The 22,812-nt window shown below is 66.2% G+C and carries 24 protein-coding genes; 18 read left to right on the top strand and 6 right to left on the bottom strand.

Features of this window, described 5'->3' with window-relative positions:
• A partial coding sequence (locus BKM74_RS18865) for a hypothetical protein (RefSeq protein ID WP_217895488.1) occupies positions 1-265 on the bottom strand: 265 nt, incomplete at its 3' end.
• A 179-nt stretch (positions 266-444) separates the two neighbouring features.
• Here BKM74_RS18865 and dusA point away from each other — a divergent pair.
• Positions 445-1,455: a tRNA dihydrouridine(20/20a) synthase DusA gene (dusA, locus tag BKM74_RS14060; protein ID WP_086466339.1), complete on the top strand. Its 1,011-nt coding sequence runs from the start codon at positions 445-447 to the stop codon at positions 1,453-1,455.
• Positions 1,456-1,753: 298 nt separating this feature from the next.
• Here dusA and BKM74_RS14055 read toward each other — a convergent pair whose 3' ends face one another.
• From BKM74_RS14055 to BKM74_RS14045, 3 genes are all read right to left on the bottom strand, one after another.
• Positions 1,754-2,200, bottom strand: coding sequence for a MaoC family dehydratase (locus BKM74_RS14055; RefSeq protein ID WP_086466338.1), 447 nt, complete (start codon positions 2,198-2,200; stop codon positions 1,754-1,756).
• The gene (locus BKM74_RS14050) at positions 2,197-3,261 is read right to left on the bottom strand and encodes a tartrate dehydrogenase (RefSeq protein ID WP_086466337.1); all 1,065 of its coding nucleotides are present in this window, start codon (positions 3,259-3,261) and stop codon (positions 2,197-2,199) included. The genes BKM74_RS14055 and BKM74_RS14050 overlap by 4 nt, the downstream gene beginning before the upstream one ends.
• A gap of 115 nt (positions 3,262-3,376) precedes the next feature.
• The gene (locus BKM74_RS14045) at positions 3,377-3,631 is read right to left on the bottom strand and encodes a sulfurtransferase TusA family protein (protein WP_086466336.1); all 255 of its coding nucleotides are present in this window, start codon (positions 3,629-3,631) and stop codon (positions 3,377-3,379) included.
• Between the two features lie 140 nt (positions 3,632-3,771).
• Between BKM74_RS14045 and BKM74_RS14040 the strand changes: the two genes are divergently transcribed.
• The 5 genes from BKM74_RS14040 (at position 3,772) to BKM74_RS14020 (ending at position 6,801) form a co-directional block, all read left to right on the top strand.
• The gene (locus tag BKM74_RS14040) at positions 3,772-4,095 is read left to right on the top strand and encodes an ArsR/SmtB family transcription factor (protein ID WP_086466335.1); all 324 of its coding nucleotides are present in this window, start codon (positions 3,772-3,774) and stop codon (positions 4,093-4,095) included.
• A 25-nt stretch (positions 4,096-4,120) separates the two neighbouring features.
• Entirely contained in the window at positions 4,121-4,459 is a 339-nt protein-coding gene (locus BKM74_RS14035; RefSeq protein ID WP_086466334.1) for a rhodanese-like domain-containing protein, read from the top strand.
• Positions 4,460-4,580: 121 nt separating this feature from the next.
• Positions 4,581-5,501, top strand: coding sequence for a sulfite exporter TauE/SafE family protein (locus tag BKM74_RS14030; protein ID WP_086466333.1), 921 nt, complete (start codon positions 4,581-4,583; stop codon positions 5,499-5,501).
• Entirely contained in the window at positions 5,498-6,271 is a 774-nt protein-coding gene (locus BKM74_RS14025) for a TIGR02186 family protein (RefSeq protein WP_086466332.1), read from the top strand. Before BKM74_RS14030 ends, BKM74_RS14025 begins: the two co-directional genes overlap by 4 nt.
• Before the next feature lie 5 nt (positions 6,272-6,276).
• Positions 6,277-6,801 carry a universal stress protein gene (locus tag BKM74_RS14020; protein WP_086466331.1) on the top strand — a complete coding sequence of 175 codons (525 nt, stop codon included), beginning with the start codon at positions 6,277-6,279 and terminating at the stop codon, positions 6,799-6,801.
• A gap of 2 nt (positions 6,802-6,803) precedes the next feature.
• On the opposite strand, the gene BKM74_RS14015 is transcribed toward BKM74_RS14020, so the two are convergent.
• Entirely contained in the window at positions 6,804-8,042 is a 1,239-nt protein-coding gene (locus BKM74_RS14015) for an MFS transporter (protein WP_086466330.1), read from the bottom strand.
• A gap of 483 nt (positions 8,043-8,525) precedes the next feature.
• On the opposite strand from BKM74_RS14015, the gene BKM74_RS14010 reads away from it, so the two are divergent.
• From BKM74_RS14010 to BKM74_RS13960, 11 genes are all read left to right on the top strand, one after another.
• Positions 8,526-9,689, top strand: coding sequence for a phosphoserine transaminase (locus tag BKM74_RS14010; protein WP_086466329.1), 1,164 nt, complete (start codon positions 8,526-8,528; stop codon positions 9,687-9,689).
• Between the two features lie 45 nt (positions 9,690-9,734).
• Positions 9,735-11,312: a phosphoglycerate dehydrogenase gene (gene serA / locus BKM74_RS14005; protein ID WP_086466328.1), complete on the top strand. Its 1,578-nt coding sequence runs from the start codon at positions 9,735-9,737 to the stop codon at positions 11,310-11,312.
• Positions 11,313-11,468: 156 nt separating this feature from the next.
• Positions 11,469-12,818 carry a M16 family metallopeptidase gene (locus BKM74_RS14000; RefSeq protein WP_086466327.1) on the top strand — a complete coding sequence of 450 codons (1,350 nt, stop codon included), beginning with the start codon at positions 11,469-11,471 and terminating at the stop codon, positions 12,816-12,818.
• A 33-nt stretch (positions 12,819-12,851) separates the two neighbouring features.
• A complete protein-coding gene (locus BKM74_RS13995) occupies positions 12,852-14,204 on the top strand; it encodes a M16 family metallopeptidase (protein ID WP_086466326.1) in 1,353 nt (450 codons plus the stop codon).
• Between the two features lie 189 nt (positions 14,205-14,393).
• Complete coding sequence (locus tag BKM74_RS13990; RefSeq protein WP_086466325.1) at positions 14,394-15,695, top strand: glucose-6-phosphate isomerase; 1,302 nt, start codon at positions 14,394-14,396, stop codon at positions 15,693-15,695.
• A 7-nt stretch (positions 15,696-15,702) separates the two neighbouring features.
• Positions 15,703-17,520: a DNA mismatch repair endonuclease MutL gene (mutL, locus tag BKM74_RS13985; RefSeq protein WP_086466324.1), complete on the top strand. Its 1,818-nt coding sequence runs from the start codon at positions 15,703-15,705 to the stop codon at positions 17,518-17,520.
• Positions 17,521-17,623: 103 nt separating this feature from the next.
• A complete protein-coding gene (locus BKM74_RS13980; protein WP_086466323.1) occupies positions 17,624-18,220 on the top strand; it encodes an EF-hand domain-containing protein in 597 nt (198 codons plus the stop codon).
• Between the two features lie 34 nt (positions 18,221-18,254).
• Positions 18,255-18,863 carry an RNA polymerase sigma factor gene (locus BKM74_RS13975; RefSeq protein ID WP_086466322.1) on the top strand — a complete coding sequence of 203 codons (609 nt, stop codon included), beginning with the start codon at positions 18,255-18,257 and terminating at the stop codon, positions 18,861-18,863.
• Positions 18,860-19,366, top strand: coding sequence for a hypothetical protein (locus BKM74_RS13970; protein WP_086466321.1), 507 nt, complete (start codon positions 18,860-18,862; stop codon positions 19,364-19,366). The genes BKM74_RS13975 and BKM74_RS13970 overlap by 4 nt, the downstream gene beginning before the upstream one ends.
• On the top strand, positions 19,359-19,859 hold the full coding sequence (locus BKM74_RS13965; protein WP_086466320.1) for a periplasmic heavy metal sensor: 501 nt from the start codon (positions 19,359-19,361) through the stop codon (positions 19,857-19,859). Before BKM74_RS13970 ends, BKM74_RS13965 begins: the two co-directional genes overlap by 8 nt.
• Positions 19,860-20,052: 193 nt before the next feature.
• On the top strand, positions 20,053-21,087 hold the full coding sequence (locus BKM74_RS13960; protein ID WP_086466319.1) for an OmpA family protein: 1,035 nt from the start codon (positions 20,053-20,055) through the stop codon (positions 21,085-21,087).
• A 146-nt stretch (positions 21,088-21,233) separates the two neighbouring features.
• On the opposite strand, the gene BKM74_RS13955 is transcribed toward BKM74_RS13960, so the two are convergent.
• Positions 21,234-21,749: a hypothetical protein gene (locus BKM74_RS13955; RefSeq protein ID WP_140056092.1), complete on the bottom strand. Its 516-nt coding sequence runs from the start codon at positions 21,747-21,749 to the stop codon at positions 21,234-21,236.
• 287 nt (positions 21,750-22,036) lie between these two features.
• Here BKM74_RS13955 and BKM74_RS13950 point away from each other — a divergent pair, with 287 nt between their 5' ends.
• Positions 22,037-22,801: an SDR family oxidoreductase gene (locus tag BKM74_RS13950; RefSeq protein ID WP_086466317.1), complete on the top strand. Its 765-nt coding sequence runs from the start codon at positions 22,037-22,039 to the stop codon at positions 22,799-22,801.
• Positions 22,802-22,812: the final 11 nt, after the last annotated feature.

The raw sequence follows: 22,812 nt of genomic DNA, 5'->3' as shown, positions 1-22,812 counted from the left end.
CTATATGACTATCGATCAAGAAATGCCTTGATTGAGGTGGTAGGGCAAGTCGACTAAGAATAAATCGAACTATAAATTTTTCAGGGAATTTTCTTTCGGCTGCTTTTAGAAAATATATGGCCGAAAGACCGCTATCTCCTCCGACTATGATATCTGGACCATCCATCAGTAGAGGGTGATCTGGCGATGCAACAACTACTGAACTGGAATCGAGTCCATGCTGTAACAGGCGAGATACATTCCTACGCTGGTCATAGACATGCATTCTTAACAGCCTAATTTAGATTAAAATCACAAAACGCTGCCATGTACAAAGCTAAGAGTCGAGTACCCATCACGTCTTCTTGTGCATGAAGTAAGGCTGGCGTTTGCATGCCTGCGGTACCATTGACAGAAATGCCCCCCACATTGACCTCAGGACGGATAAGACGTACCTGATGCGCCATGAAGGCTGTTCCCGCGCATAGGCTCTCCGTCGCCCCGATGATGGACTGGACGGACCGGCATGACCGCTTCTTCCTGCGGCTCATCAGCCGGCAGGCGCTGCTCTATACCGAGATGGTGACGACCGGTGCCGTGCTGCATGGCGACCGGCAGCGGCTGCTGCGCTTCGACGGGGCCGAGCATCCGGTCGCCTGCCAGCTGGGCGGGTCGGAGGCGGACGATCTGGCGCGCGCGGCGGAGATCGTCGCGGGCTTCGGCTATGACGAGGTGAATCTGAATTGCGGCTGCCCCAGCGACCGGGTGCAGAAGGGCCGCTTCGGCGCCTGCCTGATGGCCGAGCCTGAGACCGTCGCGGCCGGCGTGAAGGCGATGATCGCCGCGACATCCCTGCCGGTCACGGTGAAGTCGCGCATCGGCGTCGATGAGATGGAGGATTACGCCGACCTGAAGCGCTTTATCGAGACCGTCGCGGATGCCGGCTGCCGCAGCTTCATCGTGCATGCCCGCAAGGCCTGGCTGAAAGGGCTGAGTCCGAAGGAGAACCGCGAGATTCCGCCGCTGCGCTACGAGCTGGTCTATCGGCTGAAGCAGGAGTTGCCGGAGCTGACCATCGTGCTGAATGGCGGCGTGACCACGCTGGACCAGGCGGCGGCGCATCTGGCCCATGTCGATGGCGTGATGATAGGCCGCGCGGCCTATCAGGAGCCGTACATGCTGGCCGAGGCCGACCGGCGCTTCTTCGCAGCATCCGCGCCCGCGCCCAGCCGTCGGCAAGTGCTGGAAGCCTTCATCCCCTATGTCGAGCGGGAACTGGCCGAGGGCACGCCGCTGGCCCACATGACCCGGCATATTCTGGGGCTGTATAACGGGCTGCCGGGTGCCCGCGCCTTCCGCCGGTATCTGTCGGAGAACGCGCACCGGCCGGGCGCCGATGCGTCGCTGATCCTGGAGGCCGCCGACAAGGTGCGCCTGCCCATCTCGCCCCCAGGCTTCTCCGACGCGGCGGATTAATCAGACTTTCCCTCGCCCCTTGCGGGAGAGGGTTGCGGAGCCTTATGAGCGAAGCGAATTAGGCGGCGCTGGGTGAGGGGTAATCGCACGGGCGGAGCCGCCCCCTCACCCGGACGCTGCGCGTCCACCCTCTCCCGCGAGGGGAGAGGGTTGGTTGGACGGCAATCCTCCACTTCGTCACCCTCGGGCTTGACCCGAGGGTCCAGCCGTCCGTGCGGTTCGCTCGGTCGCTGGATGGTCGGATCAAGTCCGACCATGACGAATTTAAAAACCCCTCTTCCGCGAGGAGAAGGTCTCGTTACACCGGCCGTCGGCGGACGATCTGCGCGGCCTTGAAGCTCATCACCTTCTCGCCCTTCTGGTTGAAGGTCTCGTAGCCGAAGGTGACGAAGCCGCGGTCCGGCTTCGAGCCGGATTCGCGCACTTCCAGCACCGACAGCACCACCTTCAGCGTGTCGCCCGGCCGCACCGGCTGCTGCCAGCGCAGCGCGTCCATGCCGAAGGCGCCCATGCCGGATTCGGCGATCAGCCCCAGCTGGTAGGTCAGCCGGAAGCTGACCGCCAGCGTCTGGAAACCGCTGGAGATCAGCCCGCCGAACGGGCCGGCCTCGGCTGCCGGCCTATCGATATGGAAGGGCTGCGGGTCGTACTGGAAGGCGAAGTCGAGGATCTGCGCTTCCGACAGCGTGACGCCCGGCGTCTCGAAGCGCTGGCCGACCGCGAAATCCTCGAACCACATCGTCATGACGACGCCACCACCTCGGCAATCGCGGAGCCGAGATCGGCGGTGCTGGCCTGGCCGCCCAGATCCGGCGTCTTCGGCCCGCCCTCGCGCAGCACCGTCTCGATGGCCTTCAGGATGGAATCATGCGCGTCCTGGTGGCCCATATGCTGCAGCATCATGGCGCCGGACCAGATCTGGCCGATCGGGTTGGCGATGCCCTTGCCGGCGATATCCGGGGCGGAACCGTGCACCGGCTCGAACATCGAGGGGTGCTTGCCTTCCGGGTTCAGGTTGGCCGAGGGCGCGATGGCGATGGTGCCGGTGGTCGCCGGGCCGAGGTCGGACAGGATGTCGCCGAACAGGTTGGAGCCCACCACCACGTCGAACCAGTCCGGGTGCTGCACGAAATGCGCGGTCAGGATGTCGATGTGGAACTGGTCGGTCTTCACCTCCGGGTAGGCCTGCTTCATCGCGGCGAAGCGCTCGTCCCAGTACGGCATGGTGTGGATGATGCCGTTCGACTTGGTGGCCGAGGTGACATGGCGGCCGCGAGTCATCGCCAGCTCGAAGGCGAACTTCATGACGCGGTCCACGCCGCGCCTTGTGAACACCGTCTCCTGCAGTACGAATTCATGCTCGGTGCCGGCATTGTGGCGGCCACCCATGGCGGAATACTCGCCCTCGCAATTCTCGCGCACGACGTAATAGTCGATGTCGCCGGGCTTGCGGTCGGCCAGCGGGCTGCGCACACCCTCGAACAGGCGGACCGGGCGCAGATTCACATACTGATCGAACTCGCGGCGGATCGGGATCAGCAGGCCCCAGAGCGACACATGGTCGGGCACGCCGGGCCAGCCGACAGCGCCGAGGAAGATCGCATCATGGCCGGAGAGCTGCTGGATGCCGTCCTTCGGCATGAACTCGCCGGTATCCTTGTAGCGCTCGCACGACCAGTCGAAATGGGTGAATTCATAGCTGATGCCGAATTTGCGGCCGGCGGCGTCCAGCACCTTCAGCCCCTCGGGCACCACCTCGGTGCCGATACCGTCGCCGGGGATGATCGCGATCTTGTGGGCAGCCATATGCCTCTTCCTATGCATTATTTTCCATTGGGCGGCACTCTATCCCGCCAGGCGCGAAACCCGCAAGAAACCGCCCCGATTGCTGCTATGCACAAAACGCAGATGAGCCCCGCTCCTATGCCGGGCGTTCCAACAGGATGGTATAGACCTCGCCGGCCTGGTCCCAGGACAGGTAGCGCGTGCCCGTCGCCTCGCAGAAAGCCTCGAAATCCTTGATCGCGCCGGGGTCCGTGGCCAGCACTTTCAGCTGCCCGCCGGGCGGCACCTCGCGCAGTTTCTTGCGTGCCTTCAGCACCGGCAGCGGGCATTTCAGACCCGTCGTATCCAGCTCGACTGCCTGCGTCGCTCCGCCGCACGCTTCCTTATTCATTGGCATTTCCTGTTTTTTCCACTAGATAAGCGCAGCAACTGGTTCGCAATACGCCACCCTTAGCGGTGGCTTGGTATGGCGGGCCGTCCCTCTAGCTGTTACCGGCTTCTCACCATATAGGGTTTATCTAGGAAATCGCGATGTTCAAGCAGAACACCCGACGTGCAAGCGCCGTTCTCAAAGCCATGGGCAACGAGCGCCGGCTTCTGATCCTGCATCTCCTGGCGAGCGAGGGCGAGAAGTCCGTCAGCGAGCTGGAGAAGCTGGTGAAGCTGAGCCAGTCTGCCCTGTCCCAGCATCTGGCGCGGTTGCGCCGCGATGGGCTGGTCAAGACCCGCCGCTCGGCACAGACCATCTTCTACTCGATCTCCACCGAGGAGGTCACGACCATCCTCGGCACGCTGTACGGCCTGTATAACTCTGCCCCCGTGCAGGAAGCCGCGCAGCAGGCCGACGCGGCCTGACGCGCCTTACCACGGAACGGCAGCCATGAGTGCTCCCGACATCCGCATCGAGACTCCCGCGACCATCCATGACTGGATGGTGCGCGGCGAGGCGGTGCTGATCGATGTGCGCGAGCCGCAGGAATGGGCGCAGGCCCGCATTCCCGGTGCCGTGCTGTTGCCCTTGTCGGGCTTCGACCCGGCGTCAGTTGAGGTGCCGCCCGGCAAGAAACTGGTGTTCCATTGCCGCAGCGGCGTGCGTTGCGGGGCGGCCGCCGAATTGCTCGCGGCCTCCGGCCTGGCACCCAAGGATGCACCGATCCACCGGCTGGGTGGCGGTATCCTTGCCTGGGCACAGGCCGGGCTGCCGATTGAGCAGGGCTAAACGGGCAAGGCGGTAAAAATACCACTGTACCAATACTATCCATTGCGTACCGGTCTGGTTAGCGCCACAGTATAAGCGCCTTTGATCGGCGCGCGTCCTTACCCTGGCGGCCCACGCGACCATGTATGTTTACCTGCCCATCGCCGAAATGTCGGTGAACGTCGTCCTGATTCTCGGGATGGGTTGGGTGGTGGGGTTCCTGTCAGGCGTTTTCGGCGTTGGCGGCGGATTCCTGATGACGCCGCTGCTGATCTTCATCGGCATCCCGCCGGCCGTCGCTGTCGGCACCCAGGCCAACCAGATCGTCGCCGCCTCGGTCTCCGGAGTGATCGCGCAATGGCGGCGCAAGAACGTCGATTTCAAGATGGGCGCTGTGCTGCTGGCCGGCGGCATCTTCGGCTCGACCATCGGCGTCTGGGTGTTCAGCTGGCTGCAGACTCTCGGCCAGATCGACCTCATCATCTCGCTGCTCTACGTCTTCCTGCTCGGCATTGTCGGGCTGCTGATGCTGCAGGAATCGCTGCGCGCCATCCTGCGCCGCCGCCGCGGCGTCGCCCGGCGCGGCAAGCTGCACGAACATAACTGGCTGCATGGCCTGCCGCTGAAGATGCGGTTCCGCCAGTCCAAGCTCTATATCAGCGCACTGCTGCCCTTCGCCATCGGCGCGCTGGTCGGCATCCTGTCGGCGATCATGGGTGTCGGCGGCAGCTTCATGCTGATGCCGGCCATGATCTATCTGCTGGGCATGCCGACGGCGATCGTGGTCGGCACCTCGCTGTTCCAGGTCATCTTCGTCACCGCCAACGTGACCTTCCTGCAGGCCTACCAGAACCAGACGGTGGACGTGTTCCTGGCGCTACTGCTGCTGGCCGGTGGCGTGCTGGGCGCACAGACCGGCGCGCGCTTCGGCGCCGCCCTGCGCGGCGAGCAGCTGCGCGCCCTGCTGGCGCTGCTGGTGCTGGTGGTCTGCGGCAAGCTGCTGTTCGACCTGGTGGTGGTGCCGGACGATTTCTTCTCGCTGCAATTCCCGGGGCGGCCATGAGCGGCGCCGCGGCAAGCCGCCTGCCGGCGCCCATCGGGCCGATATTGCTGGCGCTGATCCTGCTGCTGCCGGCCGGACGCGCCTCGGCGCAGGAGCTGGTCGCCGACCTGTCGAACCATCTGGTGGCGATCACCGCCGGCTTCACCGGCACCGAGGTGCTGTTGTTCGGCGCCATCGAGGGCGAGGGCGATGTGGTGGTCGCGGTGACCGGCCCGACGCAGGAGGTGCTCGTCCGGCGCAAGGACAAGCTGCTGGGCATCTGGCTGAACACGCGCTCCGTCGGCTTTACCGATGTGCCCGCCTTCTACGCCATCGCCAGCAGCCGCCCGCTGGAGGAAATCGCCAATGCGGCGGTGCGGGCCCGGCTGGAGATCGGCACCGGCAATCTGCGCCTGCCACTGGCCGAGGGGGAATCCCTGACGGCCACGGACGAAGCCGATTTCCGCGCCGCGCTGATCCGCCGCAAGCAGGCAAGGGGACTGTATCCGCCAACAGTGGGGCAGGTCGGATTCGTTGGCCGCACCCTGTTCCGCACCCGGCTGTTCCTGCCCTCCAACGTACCGACCGGCACCTATACGGTGACCGTCTATCTGATCCGCGAGCAGGAGGTGGTCAGCGCCCAGACCACGCCGCTGCTGGTCAGCAAGGCCGGCTTCGGTGCCGATGTCTATGAATTCGCCTACAATCACTCGGCCGCCTACGGCGCGATTGCCGTCATCATCGCGGTAGTGGCAGGATGGCTCGCCTCACTGGTCTTCAGAAAGAGCTGACGAGGATGACCGATACGCCAGAAACCGACTCCGGGAGCGACATGGGGGACGACATGCCCGCCAAGCAGCAAGAACGCGTCTTCCTGGTTATCGTGGACGACACGCCGGAAATGGCGGCAGCGCTGCGCTATGCCGCCCACCGCGCGCGCAATTCGCGCGGCCGGCTGGCCCTGCTCTATGTCATCGAGCCGGAGGATATCGAACCCTGGATGTCGGTCGGCGACCTGATCCGCGAGGAGAAGCGCCAGGAAGCGGAGGAAAATGTCGGGCGTTGCTCCGACCAGGCGGCGGCGATCACCGGCAAGATTCCCGTCGTGTATATCCGCGAAGGGCGGCGGCGGGAGCAGATCCTGCAACTGATCGACGAGGAGCCCGGCATCTCCATCCTGGTGCTGGCCGCCAGCATCGGGCCGGACGGGCCGGGACCGCTGGTCAGCCATATGATCGGCAAGATCGCCGGCAAGATGCGCATCCCGATCACCGTGGTGCCGGGCAATCTGTCGGCGGACGATATCGAGGCGCTCACCTGATTTCAGCCGGCGGCGTCTTCCTCGCCGCGCGGATCGAGTTCCGACGCCATGCCGGTCATCCGGGTCAGCGGCACGAACGGCCCCTGCTCCTCCACCGTCGGTGCGGCCCGGCGGGTCATGCGGTAAAGGCCGAACCCGGCAACCAGAACCGAGGTCAGCGCCAGCGTGTAATACAGCGCTTCCGGCCCGATCCGTTCCATCGCCTGCGACGCGCCCAGCGGCCCGATCACCGCCCCCGCGCCATAGGCGATCAGCAGGCCGGCCGAGGCCGGCACCAGATCGTCGGCGGAGATGTGATCGTTGGTGTGGGCGACGCTCAGCGGATAGACCACGAAGCTGAGGCCGCCCTGTAGGGCCGCCACCACCAGCAGCAGCTCGAAAGACAAGCCCAGCGCCGGCACGACCGCGAGGCTGACCAGCGCGGCGGCGACCAGCACCGCGACCATGACGCTGCGGCGGTCGAACCGGTCGGACAGCTTGCCGACCGGCCATTGCAGCACCAGCCCGCCCAGGATGGTGGCGCTCATGAAAGCGGAGATGCCGGCCAGCGACAGCCCCATCTCGGACGCGAAGATCGGCCCCAGCCCGTAGAAGGCGCCGGTCAGCACGCCGCTGGCCAGACAGCCGACGACACCCAGCGGCGATATCCGGTACAGCTTGGCGAAGCTGAACAGGGTGGGCTGCACCGGCGTCGGGTTCGCCTGACGGTCCAGCGCCAGCGGCACCAGCGAAATCGAGAACAGGATAGAGGCCAGGCTGAACAGCACGAAACTGGCCGGGTCGTAAAGCGTCAGCAGGAACTGGCCGAGGCCCAGCGCCAGATAGGTGGTGATCAGATAGGCGGAGAGCATCTGACCGCGATTCTGGTTGGTCGCCGCGCCGTTCAGCCAGCTTTCCGTGACCACAAAGACACCGGCCATGCAGATGCCGGTCAGCCCGCGCAACACCGCCCAGACCAGCGGATCGACGAAAATCGCGTGCAGCATGGCAAAGGCGGAGATCAGCGAGGCCAGCGCGGCGAAGGTGCGGATATGGCCGACCCGCTCGACCAGCTTGTGGGCGATCAGGCTGCCCAGCATCAGCCCGGCGAAATAGGCCGCCCCGACCACGCCGGCCAGGCCGATGGAGAAGCCTTCCGTCGCCATACGTACCGCCAGCAGCGTGGAGAACAGCCCGTTCGCCAGCAGCAGCAGGGCGACACTGACCAGCAGCGCCGCGACCGATTTCAGCATGCCGAACATTGGCCGGCCCCCTGGCTTTCCTCACCTTGTGCCTGCATGCGGCATATCGGCGGCGGATGCAACCGGGAACGGCGGGCGCTGTCGCCTTTATGAGGGATGCTGGCTTTGGGATGCTGGTGGCCGATTCATCTCAACCCGTCACCCCCGCACTTGTTGCGGGGGTCCAGGCTTCCGCGTGCTGGATATCGGTCGAGTAAGCTGAAGCCTGGATTCCCGGGACAAGCCCGGGAATGACGGTTGGAGTGGTGGCTCATGCGAGCATCGCTTTTCCAAAACGGTTCTGAGGGGAAACACACCCCCTCCCCCTTCTGCGTGGCGGAAACTCTTTCCGCAGGGTGAAAGCGGCGGAAATGCTGGCCTGTAAGCGCTGTTTACAGGCATGCCCCCTGCGTCAAGCTGTGCATTGACGCGATGCAGCATTATGCGCTTAGTATCGCCCGCAACCGCCTCCATTAGCGGCACCGAAAATAGGGGAACCCCGCCATGAAGCCGACCACGCGCCCCGTTGTCCCGTATTTTTCCTCCGGCCCCTGCGCCAAGCGCCCCGGCTGGTCGCCCGACGCGCTGACGGATGCAGCGCTGGCGCGCTCGCACCGCGCCAAGCTGGGCAAGGCCAAGCTGGCCGAGGTGATCGACCGCACCCGCGCCATCCTGGGCGTGCCGGCGGACTGGCGCATCGGCATTGTACCGGCCTCCGACACCGGCGCCTTCGAGATGGCGATGTGGACGCTGCTGGGTGCGCGCGGCGTCGATGCGCTGGCGTGGGAGAGCTTCGGCGCCGGCTGGGTCACCGACATCCTGAAGCAGTTGAAGCTGGACGATGTGCGCGTCATCGAGGCCGATTACGGCAAGCTGCCGGACCTCGGGCAGGTCGATTTCGCCCGCGATGTGGTGTTCACCTGGAACGGCACGACCTCGGGCGTGCGCGTGCCGAACGGCGACTGGATCCCCGCCGACCGTAAGGGGCTGACGCTGTGCGACGCCACCTCCGCCGCCTTCGCCATGGACCTGCCCTGGGACAAGCTGGATGCCGTCACCTATTCCTGGCAGAAGGTGCTGGGCGGCGAGGCGCAGCACGGCATGCTGATCCTTTCCTCGCGCGCCGTCGAGCGGCTGGAGAGCTACAAGCCGGCCTGGCCGCTGCCCAAGCTGTTCCGCATGACCAAGAACGGCAAGCTGAACGAGGGCATCTTCAAGGGCGAGACCATCAACACGCCCTCCATGCTCTGCGTTGAGGACCAGATCGACGCGCTGCGCTGGGCCGAGAGCATCGGCGGGCTGAAGGGGCTGATCGCCCGAAGCCAGGCCAATCTGAAGGCCGTCGAGGCCTGGGTCGAAAAGAGCGACTGGGCCGCCTTCCTGCCGGAGACGGCGGAAACCCGCTCCAGCACCTCGATCTGCCTCGTCATCAAGGATGCCTGGTTCACCGCCCTGCCCGCCGAGGCGCAGGCCGCTGCCGCCAAGAAACTGGCCGCGCTGGTCGAGGCCGAGGGTGCGGGCTATGACATCGGCGCCTATCGCGATGCGCCGGCCGGCCTGCGCATCTGGGGCGGCGCCACCGTCGAGACATCCGATATCGAGGCTTTGCTGCCCTGGCTCGACTGGGCCTACGCCCAGGTGAAGACCGAGGCCGCCAAGGCCGCCTGATACCCACTGCTGCCCTAATCGCTACTAAGGAAGAATAGGAAGACGATGCCCAAGGTTCTGATTTCCGATGCCCTGTCGGAGCGCGCCGTCGATATTTTCCGCGAGCGCGGGATCGAGGTGGATTACAAGCCCGGCATGAAGGCCGACGAGCTGGTCTCCGTCATCGGCAATTACGATGGCCTCGCCATCCGCTCCGCCACCAAGGTGACGGAAGCCGTGCTGGAAAAGGCCGGTGGGCTGAAGGTGATCGGCCGCGCCGGCATCGGCGTCGATAATGTCGATGTGCCGGCCGCCACCAGGAAGGGCGTGGTCGTCATGAACACGCCGTTCGGCAATTCCATCACCACGGCGGAACACGCCATCTCCATGATGATGGCGCTGGCCCGGCAGATTCCGGAGGCCAACGCCTCCACCCATGCCGGCAAGTGGGAAAAGAACCGCTTCATGGGCGTGGAGCTGTTCGGCAAGACGCTGGGCGTCATCGGCTGCGGCAATATCGGCTCGATCGTCATCGATCGCGCGCAGGGGCTGAAGATGAAGGTGATCGGCTTCGATCCCTTCCTCAGCGACGAGCGCGCGCTCGATCTCGGTATCGAGAAGGTGGATCTGGACGAGCTGCTGGCCCGTGCCGACTTCATCACCCTGCACACGCCGCTGACCGATTCCACCCGCAATGTCCTGAACGCCGAGAACATCGCCAAGACCAAGCAGGGCGTGCGCATCGTCAATTGCGCGCGCGGCGGGCTGATCGACGAATCGGCGCTGAAGGCAGCGCTGAAATCCGGCCATGTCGCCGGTGCCGCGCTGGACGTATTCGAGGTCGAGCCGGCGAAAGAGAACCCGCTGTTCGGCATGGCGAATGTGGTGGTCACGCCGCATCTCGGCGCCGCCACCTCGGAAGCGCAGGAGAATGTCGCGCTGCAGGTCGCCGAGCAGATGGCCGACTATCTGCTGACCGGCGCGATCTCCAATGCCGTGAACGTGGCGTCGGTTTCCGCCGAGGATGCGCCGAAGCTGAAGCCCTACATGCAGCTGGCCGAATATCTCGGCAGCATGCTGGGCCAGCTCACCGTCGAGGGCATCGGCCAGGTGACGGTGGAGCTGGAAGGCCATGCCGCCACGCTGAACAGCAAGCCGATCCTGGCCGCCGCACTGGCCGGGCTGATGAAGCCGATCAGCGACAGCGTGAACATGGTGAACGCACCCAGCTTCGCCCGCCAGCGCGACATCGCCGTCAGCCTGACCGCGCATGACCGCGACTGCGACTACCAGACGCTGGTGCGGGTGACCACCACCGATGGCTCGCAGACCCGCACCGTCGCCGGCACGCTGTTCGGTGGCCGTGCGCCGCGCCTGGTCGAGGTGCGCGGCATCAGCATGGAAGCCGATTTCGGCGCCACCATGCTGTATGTCCGCAACCGCGACGAGCCGGGCTTCATCGGCAAGCTGGGCAACGCGCTGGGCGAGGCCGGCATCAACATCGCCAGCTTCTATCTCGGCCGCACCGAGAAGGGTGGCGTCGCCCTGTCGCTGGTCGATATCGACGGCGCGGTCGATGACGCGATGCTGCAGCGCATCCGCGCCCTGCCCGGCGTCATCCGCGCCGAGCTGCTGAGCTTCTGACCTTTCGGCATTCCGAAAGCATGGCGCGGCGGTCCTCTCGGCCGCCGCGTTTTTATTTCCCTAACCTAGTACGCACACCTCGCCGCCGCGCCATCATCGGGCCATATTGATCGGGCTGGATCACCTTACCGTCCCGACCCCCGAGGAAAAGGCGCCATGACCCTGCCGAGACCCATCCTTCTCCACCTCTGTGCCGTGCTGGCGCTGCTGCTGGTTGCCGCCTCCCCAGGCCGGGCCGCCGTCTTCAATCCGAAGAGCTTCACGCTGGAAAACGGGTTGCAGGTGATCGTGGTGGAGAACCACCGTATCCCGGTCGTCACCCATATGGTCTGGTACCGCACCGGATCGGCCGACGAGCAGCGCGGCAAGTCAGGCATCGCGCATTTCCTGGAGCATCTGATGTTCCGCGGCACCGGCGATCTGGCCCCCGGCGAGTTCAGCCGCATCGTCAACCGCAATGGCGGCCAGGACAACGCCTTCACCTCCTGGGACTACACCGCCTACTTCCAGACCGTCGCCGCCGACCGGCTGGAACTGATGATGAAGCTGGAGGCCGACCGCATGGCCAATCTGGCGCTGACCGACACGGTGGTGCTGCCGGAACGCGATGTGATTCTGGAGGAACGCCGCCAGCGTATCGACAACAACCCCAGCGCCATCCTGGGTGAGCAGATGCGCGCCGCGCAATATCTGCACCACCCCTACCGTATCCCGATCATCGGCTGGGAATCGGAGATGCGCACGCTCTCCACCCAGGACGCGCTGGACTGGTACAAGCGCTGGTACGTGCCGAATAACGCCTTCGTGGTGATCGCCGGCGATGTGACGGTGGAGCAGGTCCGCCCGCTGGCCGAGAAATATTACGGCCCGATCCCGCGCCGCGAGATCGCCCCGCGCGACCGCGTGAATGAGCCGCCGCAGCAGGCCGCCCGCCGGCTGGAGCTGAGCGACGCCCGCGTGCAGCAGCCCAGCTTCTCCCGCCAGTATCTCGCCCCCTCCTATGTCTGGGGTGACAGCGAGCATGCCGACGCACTGGACGTGCTGGCGGAGATCCTGTCCGGCGGGCCGACCAGCCGGCTCTACCGCCGTCTGGTGATCGGCGACGGCATCGCCGCTTCCGCCGGCGCCTATTACAGCGCCGACGCGCTGGGGCCGGGCAATCTCGGCTTCTACGGCTCGCCGAAACCCGGCGTGGAGGTGGAACGGGTGGAAGCCGCCATCGACGCGGAGATCGCAGCATTGCTGGAATCTGGCGTGACCGACCAGGAAATCGCCGACGCCAAGCAGCGTCTGCGCGCCGATGCGGTGTTCGCCCGCGACAGCATCCGCGGCCCCGCCAATGTGATCGGCCGGGCGCTCGCCACCGGCCAGACGCTGGAGGATGTGGAAGCCTGGCCGGCGCGCATTGAGGCGGTGACCCGCGACCAGGTGGAGGCGGCCGCGCGCGCCGTGCTGCGCCCCGAACAATCGGTGACCGGCATCTTGCGCCCCAAACCCGCAAGCTAAGCCCGCCAGCTAAGCCCAAACAAGGATCAGACAATGCGGACCCATCTTTCCCGTCTGCTCGCCATCCTCCCGCTGCTGGCCTTCGCCCTCTTCGCCGCGCCGGCCCACGCCATCGAGATCAAGCGTGTGGTCAGCCCCGGCGGCATCGAGGCCTGGCTGGTCGAGGACCATTCCAACCCGATCATCGCGCTGGAAGCCGGCTTCCGGGGCGCTGGCGCCACCGCCGACCCCGACGGCAAGGCCGGGCTGGCCGGCATGACCGCCGACCTGCTGACCGAAGGCGCCGGCGACATGGACAGCCAGGCCTTCCAGAAGAAGCTGGCCGATTTGTCGATCTCGCTGGGATTCTCCGCCAGCCAGGACGGCATCAGCGGCGGGCTGCGCACCCTGACCGAGAACCGCGACACGGCGTTCGAGATGCTGCGCCTGGCGCTGACCCAGCCGCGCTTCGATCTTGAGCCGGTGCAGCGGGTACGCGGCCAGATGCTGGTCGGTCTGAAACGCGAGCGCGAGCAGCCCGGCAGCATCGCCAGCCGCGCCTTCTGGACCAGCGCCTATCCCGATCACCCCTATGGACGGCGCGGCAGCGGTACGCCCGAGTCTGTCGCCACGCTGACCGCCGACGACCTGAAGCAGGCGGTCGGACAGCGCTTCTCCCGCGCCAATCTTCTGGTCGGTGTGGTCGGCGACATCACGCCGGAAGAGCTGGCCCCGGCGCTTGACCGCATCTTCGGCACCCTGCCTGCCACGGCAAGCCTGCCGGAAATCCCCGAGATCCAGCCGGCCTTCGCCGGCGACCTCATGGTCATCGACCGCACCATGCCGCAAAGCACGGTGCTGTTCGGCCAGCGCGGGCTGAAGCGCGACGATCCCGACTATTTCGCCGCCGCCATCCTGATGGAGATCATGGGCGGCGGTTTCGGCTCCCGCCTGACCGAGGAGATCCGGGAAAAGCGCGGCCTCGCCTATTCCGTCTCCGCCGGCCTGACGCCGATGGACCATTCGGCGGCCATCGTCGGCAGCGTCGGCACCGCCAATGCGCGGGTCGCGGAATCCATCGCCCTGGTGCGCGCCGAATGGCAGCGCATGGCCGGCGACGGGCCGACCGAGGCAGAGGTGGCAGACGCCAAGGCGTACCTTACCGGTTCCTACTGGCTGTCGCTGGATGGCTCTGGCCGCATCGCCTCCATGCTGGTGGCGATCCAGCGCGAGAAGCTGGGCATCGATTATCTGGAACGCCGCGCCGGCCTGATCGAGGCGGTGACGATGGACGATCTGAAACGTCTCTCCGCCAGCCTGTTCGACCCGAAGGCGTTGACCTTCGTCATCGTCGGCCAGCCCGAGGGCGTCACCGCGACGAAGCCGGCGCCGAAGCAGGAATCCTGAAGCGGGAGCTTTCGGCGCGTTTGCGCCGTTATAGACTTGTTCCTGTGACCGTCACCCCTGGGACAAGCCCGGGCATGACGTAAGGTGGGGCGGCCAATTATCGAGCAACCCCCTCCGCCTCCCCAGCCCCCCTTGGCGGCGGGCCGGCAGCTTGCTACCCTACAGTTTACCTATTAATGGTGTTTTTTTATGTTCTACACACAAGATATTGCGGGCTGCCTGTCGGGGCGTATCGGCCCGGCCGGCCCGCGCGACAGCGAGCTCGGCCGCCGCGTGGCGCTGGCGGCACCAGCGCTGGCGACGCTGCGGCAGTGGCACAAGGACGGCAGCCTGCCGCTGCTACGCCTGCCGGCGCGCACCGACGATCTGCCCGCACTGGAGGCTATCGCCGCCGACTACCGCGCCCGCTTCGCCGATGTGATCGTGCTGGGCACTGGCGGTTCCAGCCTCGGCGGGCGCACGCTCTACCGCCTCGCCGACAAGGGTTTCGGCCCGCCCGAGGGTACGCCGCGCCTGCATTTCATGGACAATGTCGATCCCGCGAGCTTCCAGGCGCTGTTTGCCGCCGTCGATTTCAAGCGTACCGGCATCATCGTCATCTCCAAATCCGGCGGCACATCGGAAACGCTGATGCAGTTCCTCACCTGCCTGGAACCGCTGGTGCTGGCGGTCGGCGAGGATGGCGTCGCCGCGCATGTCACCGCGATCACCGAGAAGACCGAGAACCCACTGCGCAAGCTCGCCCAGCGCTATGGCATCCCGACCATCGACCATGATCCGAAAGTCGGCGGGCGCTATGCCGTGCTGTCCTGCGTCGGCATGCTGCCGGCGCTGATCGCCGGGCTGGATGTCCGCGCGCTGCGCCAGGGCGCGCAGTCGGTGCTGGACACCGCCTTCGCCGCAAAAGACCCGATGGACTGCCCGCCGGCGGTGGGCGCGGCGCTGTCGCTGCTGCTGGCCGACAGCCGGGGGGCGGCCCAGACCGTGCTGATGCCCTATCTCGACCAGCTGAACGACCTCAGCTTCTGGTACCGGCAGCTCTGGGCGGAAAGCCTGGGCAAGGACGGCAATGGCACGACGCCGGTGAACGCCCTGGGCACGGTCGATCAGCACAGCCAGCTGCAGCTCTATCTGGCCGGCCCGGCCGACAAGATGTTCACCCTCATCCTGGGCAAGGTGGCAGGCACTGGCCCGCGCATTGCCGACGGGGTGGCCGGCGAGACGACGCCGGAATATCTGCGCGGCCGCACCATGGGCGATTTGCTGGATGCCGAGCAGCGCGCCACCGCCGAGACGCTGATCCGCAACCAGCGCCCGACGCGGCTGATCCATATCGACAAGGTGGATGAGGGCACGCTGGGCGCGCTGATGATGCATTTCATGCTGGAGACCATCATCGCCGCACACCTGCTGGACATCGACCCGTTCGACCAGCCCGCCGTCGAGGAGGGCAAGGTGCTGACCCGCGACTACCTCGCCGCGATGGGCTGACGCCGCCATGGCCATCCGCCGCCTGCCCGACATATTGGTCAACCAGATCGCCGCCGGCGAGGTGGTGGAGCGCCCGGCCAGCGCCGTGAAGGAGCTGGTCGAGAACGCGCTGGACGCCGGGGCGACACATATCGACGTGATCCTGCGCGATGGCGGGCAATCGCTGATCTCGGTCAGCGACGACGGTTTCGGCATGACATCCGACGAGCTGGAACTGGCGGTCGAGCGGCACGCCACCTCGAAGCTGCCGGACGATGATCTGGTGCGCATAGCCTCGCTCGGCTTCCGGGGCGAGGCGCTGCCTTCCATCGGCGCGGTCAGCCGGCTTTCCCTCACCTCGCGCAAGGCGGGTTCCGACAGCGCCTGGAAGATCGCCATCGAGGGCGGGCGCAAGCTGCCGGTCGAACCCGCCGCCCATCCGCCGGGCACGCGGGTCGAGGTGCGTGACCTGTTCTACGCCACGCCGGCACGGCTGAAATTCCTGAAGACGCCGCGCGCCGAATATGGCCAGGCGGTCGATGTGCTGAACCGTCTTGCCATGGCACACCCGCATGTCGGCTTCACGCTGGGCGACGGCACGCGCAGCTCCGTGAAGCTGGCCGCCGGACAGGGCGAGCTATTCGATATAAGACTGCGCCGGCTGGCTGCGATCATGGGCGATTCCTTCGCCGAGAATGCGCTGCGCATCGACGCCACCCGCGAAGGTCTGCACCTGACCGGCTATGCCGGGCTGCCGACGCTCAATCGCGGCAATGCGCAGATGCAGTATCTTTTCGTGAATGGAAGGCCGGTGAAGGACCGGCTGCTGCAGGGCGCGGTGCGCGGGGCCTATCAGGATTTCCTGTCGCACGACCGGCATCCGCTGCTCGCGCTGTTCCTAGAAGTGCCGCCGGAAGCGGTGGATGTGAACGTGCATCCGGCCAAGGCGGAGGTGCGCTTCCGCGAAGCCGGGCTGGTGCGTGGCCTGATCGTCTCCGCCCTGAAGCACGCGCTGGCCGAGGCCGGGCACCGCGCCTCCACCACCGTCTCGGCGGCGGCGCTGGGTGCTTTCCGAAATGAAGGACCGGGAATGGGGCCGCAGGGCTGGCGCAGTCCGGCCTATGCCTATCCCATGCCTTACGCGCCGGCAGCACAGGGGGGCGCGTTGGCGGAAGCGCTGCATGATTATCATGCGCCGCTACCCGGCCTGGACGCGCAGCCCGCCGCCCGGCCGGTGCCCGTCCCCGACGCATCGCCGGCCGTCAATCTGCCGCTGGGCGTGCCGACAGCGCAGCTGCACGGCACCTATATCGTCGCCCAGACAGCCGATGGCATCGTCATCGTCGATCAGCATGCGGCGCATGAACGGCTGGTCTATGAGCGCATGAAGGAGGCGCTGGCGCGCGACGGCGTGAAGCGCCAGACGCTGCTGCTGCCCGAAGTGGTGGAGCTGGAGGAAGCCGCGGTCGAGCGGCTGACAGCCCGCGCCGAGGATCTGGCCCGGCTTGGCCTTGTCATTGAGGCTTTCGGTCCCGGCGCCGTGGTGGTGCGCGAGGTGCCTGTGCTGCTCGGCCAGACCAACGCCGCCGGGCTGGTGCGCGACCTCGCCGATGACCTCGCCGAATGGGATCAGGCGCTGACGCTGGAGGACCGGCTGGCGCATGTCTGCGGCACCATGGCCTGCCACGGATCGGTGCGCGCCGGCCGCCGGCTGAACGCCGAGGAGATGAGCGCGCTGCTGCGCCAGATGGAGGCGACGCCGCATTCCGGCCAGTGCAACCATGGCCGGCCGACCTATGTCGAGCTGAAGCTGGCCGATATCGAAAGGCTGTTCGGCCGGCGCTGAGGTAAGGGCGCTAGAAGACGCCGCGACGGAAATAAGCCGCCCCTGCGTGTATAGGGCAGGTCCAGGAGAAACGGACCGCCCCCTACACGAAAGGACTACCCCCATGACCACTTCCAACACACGCAAGCGGACCCCCCGCACCACCCTGCGTATCGCCCTGCTCGGCGCGGTCGCACTCGGTGTCACGCTCGGCGCCTTTTCCGCCCTGCCCGGCATCGCCCATGCGGTAAACGACATGCGCCAGGGCAAGATGAGCGCCGATCAGAAGGAGCGTGGCGAGCAGCGCGTCCAGCACATGCTGGAGCGTTTCGACGCCAACAAGGACGGCCAGATCACCCGCGCGGAGGTCAAGGCCGCACACGAGGCCCGGTTCGCCAGCTTCGATGCCGACAAGGATGGCGCCTTGTCGCAGGACGAGTTCCGCTCGATGATGGCGGCGCGGCTGGATGAGATGGCCAAGCGCGGCTTCGAGCGGATGGACAGCAACAAGGACGGCAAGATCGAACCCGGCGAGCAGCGCCATTCGCCCGCCTCTATGTTCGGCAGGATCGACGCCAACTGGGACGGCGTGGTGACGGCGGAGGAACTGCGCGAGGCGCGGTTCGAACGCAAGCATGACGGCCTGCCGCATCATGGTACGTTCCGAGACGGGCGCCACATGATGGGCCCGCGCGGCGACGCGCCGGGCGCGCGCGACTGATCCTACCTACAAGGCATCGGGCAGGAGCGGCGCCGTGCGGCGAACGACAGAATGGGGATGGCGTGTGCAGAAGACGGACGAGTCCGACGCTTCAGACGACAGCCTCATCCTGCGTCTCGCCGCCGGCGACGATGCCGCCTTCGCCCTGCTGCTCGACCGCCATCTCGGCATGCTTCACCGGCTCGCCTGGCGGTTACTGGGCGACCGGTCCGAGGCCGAGGATGTGGCGCAGGAAAGCTTCCTGCGGCTGTGGAACAACGCAGCCACCTGGCGGCCCGGCGAGGCCGGGCTGAAGAGCTGGCTCTACCGCGTCGCCTTCAACCTCTCCCATGACCGGCTGCGCCGCCGCCGGCTGGTGCTGATGGACGAGCCGCCGGAAACCGTCGATCCCGCCCCCCGGCCCGGCGAGGCGATGGAGGAGGACGAGCGCGGCGCCGCCGTACGCAACGCCCTCGACAGCCTGCCGGAGCGCCAGCGCGCGGCGCTGATCCTGAGCTATTACGAAGGGCTGAGCCAGGCCGAGGCGGCCGGGCTGATGGAAATCAGCGAGGAAGCACTGGAATCGCTGCTGGCGCGGGGCCGGCGCAAATTGCGCGAATTGCTGGGCGCTGAAGGGCGCGACCTGCTGGAGGGTTTGTCATGACCGAAAAACTTCAAGCGATGGATCTGCAGCGGCTGGAAACGCTGCTCGACGCCTATGGCGCCGACCCGGCGCGCTGGCCGGTAGTGGAACGCGCTGCCGCGCTGGCCTTGCTGGCCATTGAGCCCGCCGCGCAGGCCCGGCTGGAACAGGCACGCCAGCTGGACCGCGCGCTGGATGCGCTGCCGCCCGCCCCTGCACCGGCAGGCGACCTCGCGGCGCGCATCCGGGCCGCCGCCCGGCACCAAGACGCTCCGGCGGCACCGGTGGCGCCAATCCCGGCACCAATTCCGGCAAACGGCAACCGCGCGCCCTGGCGCTTCACCATGGCGCTGGCGGCCTCCGCCGTCATCGGCCTGTGGCTGGGATTCGCCGCCGGGCCATACACCCTCAATACCGGCGGCACAATCGACCTCGCCGCCCTCGACCAGCAGGATGTCGCTGTCCTGGCCTTCGGCCCGCTGACCGCCGGCCAGAACGCAACGGGAGATACGAGTTATGACTGACGCCCCCGAATCCACGACATCGGCGCCCGCGAAGAAAACCCGGTTCCGCCGCTGGCTGCTGCCCGCCTCGCTGGTGCTGAACCTGCTGCTGGTCGGGATCATCGCCGGCTCTGCGCTGTCGCACTGGCACGGCGATCGCGGGCCGAAGGACCGGCGGTTCGGCTTCGGCCCGCTGGAACACGCCGTGCCGCAGCAGGCGCGGGAGAAGCTGGGGCCGGTGTTCGAGCGTGAACGGGCCAACATGCGTAGCGCCTTCCGAGAACTGCGCGCGGCGCGCAGCGACATGCACGAGGCGATGCTGAAGCAACCCTACGATCCCGATGCGGCTTCCCGCGCGCTGGAGGATGTGCGCGACCGCTCGGCGGCGATGCAGGATGTGCTGCACAATCTGCTGCTGTCGATCAACGAAAAGCTGACACCGGAAGAACGCCGGCAGTTCCTTGACGCGCTGGAACGGCCGCTGAAAAAAGCGCCGCCCGGCCCGAAACAGTGAATCACGGTAGCCGGATAGTTTTTATGTGTCCTTTCAGCCACATTGGTAACCAATGAGCCACAGTCGATTGGAATCCCGTGAAGCCGTCCCCGTTATTTGATATTGCTATGAATAGTGTCGGTCGCGAGGAAACCATCCGGGGTCTGATGGCCGCCAGTTATTTCCTTCTACAAAAAAGAAGAGGGCACCTGTCATGAAGTTCAATGCGCCAATTATCGCCGCGGCGCTGCTGGTCGGTTTGCCGACTGCCGCTCTGGCGCAGCCGGAAGGCTGGTATATGGGCCTGGGTGCCGGCATCAACCTGCAGGAAGATGCCGATATCTCCGGCTCCGGCATCAGCAGCGAGGCCGATTTCGACACCGGCGCGCTCGGTGCGGCCTCTCTCGGCTACAAGTTCGGCGCCCCGCGCCTTGAGCTTGAATTCTCCTATCGCGGCAATGACGCCGATAGCGTCAGCGGCGTGAACGGGGCGGGCAACACCCGCGCCCAGGCGCTGATGATGAACCTGCTGTACGATTTCGACATGGGCGGCTTCACCCCCTATCTCGGTGTCGGTCTCGGTGGTGCTGCCGTGAAGTATGACGGCATTGCCCCGATTGGCGGCGGCAGCCTCAGCGACTCTGACATCGTGCTGGCCTATCAGGGCATCGCCGGCGTCGGCTATCAGGTGAGCGAGCAGCTCGGCCTGTTCGCTGACTACCGCTATTTCGCCACCCGCGATGCCGGCCTCACCACCTCGACCGGTGCCTCTGTCGATGCCGAATATGCCGCGCACACCGTTCTGGTCGGCCTGCGCTGGGCCTTCAATCCGCCGCCGAAGCCGATGCCGGCACCTGCCGCCGCACCGGCCCCGCAGCCGGCTCCGCAGCCCGCAGCCCAGCCGGCCCCGCCGGCCGTGCCGCGCAACTATCTGGTGTTCTTCGACTTCGACCGTTCGGACCTGACGCCGGATGCGCGCCAGATCGTGAAGCTGGCCGCCGACAATGCCAAGAAGGGCGGCATCAGCCGTCTGAACCTGGTTGGCCATGCTGACCGCTCCGGCCCGGCTGCCTACAATCTGCGTCTGTCGCAGCGCCGCGCCGATTCGGTGCAGGCTGCCCTGACCGCCGATGGCGTTCCGGCCGGGCAGATCAGCTCAGAGGCCCGTGGCGAGACCGACCCGCTGGTCCCGACCGCCGATGGCGTCCGCGAGCCGCAGAACCGGCGTGTGGAAATCATCTTCCGCTAGAGTGCGATCGCTTTAACGGGAAAACCCGGCTGTACAACCAGCCGGGTTTTTTCATGCCCAGAAAGAAGGCCGGCAGACGAAATCCGGCGCACAAAAAAGCCGGCTCCCTTGCGGGGCCGGCCAAATGTTTGCGCGAAACGGCGATGTTAGCGGGTACGGCCCCCGCTGTTGGGCACCGTATTGGACGCCGTGTACTGGCAGGCTTCGATACCGTGATTGGACGCGCCCGGCTGCAGGCTGGCGAAACTCTCGAAGCTGTGCGGCTGCCGCTCGTCCATCAGCGCCGTGAACTTGTCTTCCGCCGCGCTGCAGAATGCCGCGAACTCGGCAAGGCTGCGCTGCGAGGCTTCGTTCGCCATGCGGGTCACGAAGCCGTTCAGCTCCTGCGACGACCGCGCGCCATGAACCCGTGCGAAATACCCCTTCAGCGCCTTGCCGGTACCAGCCATCTCCCCCTGATAGCGGGCGACGACGGCATTGTAGCTGGGCCGCTGGTTGCAGCTCAACGCCGCCACCATGAGTTCGCTGAGCAGGACCCGCGCCTCAAGGGCAGCGTTCTCCTTCGGCGTCGCACAGGCGGCGAAGCTGACCGCCGGCGTTCCCGCCACGGTGACCGCAACCGCCAGAGCGGCGAGGCCACGCTTCAAAGCCGTTGATCGCATTGTTCCCCCTAGCCGATGCTGCAACGCGACTCCCGCTCCCCAGCGGTCGCGCCAGCACATATTCCGAACAGTATGGCACCATCAGGATTTTTCAGCAACCGCTTGATATTGTGTGATAACTGCTGGCCACACCCATATACCGCGTGGCGGCCGCCGATGGCGCATGGCAGACCGCCAACCGGCGCCGGCACTGCCGGATGACAGGGCGGACACGCGCAGGATACACTTTCTCCCACGAGGCCGGCACAGACCGGCCAGGGCAAATTGAACGGACCAAGGAGGATATCATGCGCCTGCAAGGCAAAGTCGCCATCGTCACCGGCGCGGGTTCCGGGTTCGGCGAGGGCATCGCCAAGCTTTATGCGCGCGAAGGCGCCAAACTCGTGGTGAATGACGTGAACGAGGCCGGCGGCGCCCGCGTGGCCGCCGAGATCGACAAGGAGCACGGCCAGGGCACGGCGATCTTCGTGAAGGCCGACGTTGCCAGCGATGCCGATGTGAAGGCCATGGTGGAGAAGACGCTCGCCACCTATGGCCGGCTGGACATCATGGTCAACAATGCCGGCGTCACCCACAAGAACAAGCCGATGCTGGAGGTGACGGAAGAGGAATTCGACCGCTGCTTCGCGGTGAACGCCAAGGCAATCTTCCTGGCCGCCCGGCATGCGGTGCCGGTGTTCCGCAAGCAGGGCCAGGGCGGCGTCATCATCAACACCGCCTCCACGGCGGGCCTGCGGCCGCGGCCGGGCCTCACCTGGTACAACGGCTCCAAGGGGGCGGCGATCACGCTGACCAAATCAATGGCCGCGGAACTGGCGCCGGAGAAGATCCGTGTGAATGCGCTGTGCCCGGTGGCCGGCGAGACCGGCATGCTGAACGACTTCATGGGTGAGGACACGCCGGAGCGGCGCCGGCAGTTCACCTCGGTCATCCCGATGGGCCGGTTCAGCCAGCCGGCCGACATCGCCAACGCGGCGCTGTTCCTGGCGGAGGACAGTTCGGAGTTCCTGACCGGCCTGGCCATGGAGATCGACGGCGGGCGCTGCATCTGAGCGAGCGCCGA

Source organism: Oceanibaculum nanhaiense (assembly GCF_002148795.1).
GTDB lineage: Bacteria > Pseudomonadota > Alphaproteobacteria > Oceanibaculales > Oceanibaculaceae > Oceanibaculum > Oceanibaculum nanhaiense.
This window is presented reverse-complemented; position numbering and strand designations above follow the sequence as displayed.

Coding starts and splice junctions, on each gene's coding strand:
- BKM74_RS14020 (WP_086466331.1), top strand. CDS start 6,277: ATGACCGATACGCCAGAAACCGACTCCGGGAGCGACATGGGGGACGAC.
- BKM74_RS14015 (WP_086466330.1), bottom strand. CDS start 8,042: ATGTTCGGCATGCTGAAATCGGTCGCGGCGCTGCTGGTCAGTGTCGCC.
- BKM74_RS14055 (WP_086466338.1), bottom strand. CDS start 2,200: ATGACGATGTGGTTCGAGGATTTCGCGGTCGGCCAGCGCTTCGAGACG.
- BKM74_RS14000 (WP_086466327.1), top strand. CDS start 11,469: ATGACCCTGCCGAGACCCATCCTTCTCCACCTCTGTGCCGTGCTGGCG.
- BKM74_RS13995 (WP_086466326.1), top strand. CDS start 12,852: ATGCGGACCCATCTTTCCCGTCTGCTCGCCATCCTCCCGCTGCTGGCC.
- serA (WP_086466328.1), top strand. CDS start 9,735: ATGCCCAAGGTTCTGATTTCCGATGCCCTGTCGGAGCGCGCCGTCGAT.
- dusA (WP_086466339.1), top strand. CDS start 445: ATGAAGGCTGTTCCCGCGCATAGGCTCTCCGTCGCCCCGATGATGGAC.
- BKM74_RS13950 (WP_086466317.1), top strand. CDS start 22,037: ATGCGCCTGCAAGGCAAAGTCGCCATCGTCACCGGCGCGGGTTCCGGG.
- BKM74_RS13960 (WP_086466319.1), top strand. CDS start 20,053: ATGAAGTTCAATGCGCCAATTATCGCCGCGGCGCTGCTGGTCGGTTTG.
- BKM74_RS14035 (WP_086466334.1), top strand. CDS start 4,121: ATGAGTGCTCCCGACATCCGCATCGAGACTCCCGCGACCATCCATGAC.
- BKM74_RS14030 (WP_086466333.1), top strand. CDS start 4,581: ATGTATGTTTACCTGCCCATCGCCGAAATGTCGGTGAACGTCGTCCTG.
- BKM74_RS13970 (WP_086466321.1), top strand. CDS start 18,860: ATGACCGAAAAACTTCAAGCGATGGATCTGCAGCGGCTGGAAACGCTG.
- BKM74_RS14010 (WP_086466329.1), top strand. CDS start 8,526: ATGAAGCCGACCACGCGCCCCGTTGTCCCGTATTTTTCCTCCGGCCCC.
- BKM74_RS14045 (WP_086466336.1), bottom strand. CDS start 3,631: ATGAATAAGGAAGCGTGCGGCGGAGCGACGCAGGCAGTCGAGCTGGAT.
- mutL (WP_086466324.1), top strand. CDS start 15,703: ATGGCCATCCGCCGCCTGCCCGACATATTGGTCAACCAGATCGCCGCC.
- BKM74_RS14050 (WP_086466337.1), bottom strand. CDS start 3,261: ATGGCTGCCCACAAGATCGCGATCATCCCCGGCGACGGTATCGGCACC.
- BKM74_RS13955 (WP_140056092.1), bottom strand. CDS start 21,749: ATGCGATCAACGGCTTTGAAGCGTGGCCTCGCCGCTCTGGCGGTTGCG.
- BKM74_RS14025 (WP_086466332.1), top strand. CDS start 5,498: ATGAGCGGCGCCGCGGCAAGCCGCCTGCCGGCGCCCATCGGGCCGATA.
- BKM74_RS13990 (WP_086466325.1), top strand. CDS start 14,394: ATGTTCTACACACAAGATATTGCGGGCTGCCTGTCGGGGCGTATCGGC.
- BKM74_RS13980 (WP_086466323.1), top strand. CDS start 17,624: ATGACCACTTCCAACACACGCAAGCGGACCCCCCGCACCACCCTGCGT.
- BKM74_RS14040 (WP_086466335.1), top strand. CDS start 3,772: ATGTTCAAGCAGAACACCCGACGTGCAAGCGCCGTTCTCAAAGCCATG.
- BKM74_RS13965 (WP_086466320.1), top strand. CDS start 19,359: ATGACTGACGCCCCCGAATCCACGACATCGGCGCCCGCGAAGAAAACC.